Source organism: Microbacterium sp. ZXX196 (genome assembly GCF_009709595.1).
Classification (GTDB): Bacteria; Actinomycetota; Actinomycetes; order Actinomycetales; family Microbacteriaceae; genus Microbacterium; species Microbacterium excoecariae.
Genome location: NZ_WMEE01000528.1, coordinates 1 through 234 on the forward strand (window position 1 = coordinate 1; position 234 = coordinate 234).

Here is a 234-nt window from a genome sequence, read left to right on the forward strand (position 1 = left end):
CCAGGGAAACGCAGTTCCTTGACCGCGACCGTACGGCCGAGCACTTCGTCCGTTGCGCGCCAGACCGTACCCATTCCGCCCCGGCCGAGGACTTCGGCGAGCCGGTACCGGCCGGCGAGCAGCCTGCCCTCCTTGCCGTCCATCTCGACCTCGTCGCCCACTGAATCCCCTCTGCAATCCAGCCGAGTTGGCATCTCGAACACGCGTCGATCACCAAACTGGCCCAACTCGGAC

Annotated in this window: 1 pseudogene; it reads right to left on the reverse strand. The window is 66.2% G+C overall.

The window, feature by feature from the left end:
* Positions 1-143 (reverse strand): annotated as a pseudogene (locus tag GJQ66_RS15255) (serine/threonine protein kinase); the annotation flags it as partial.
* Positions 144-234: the final 91 nt, after the last annotated feature.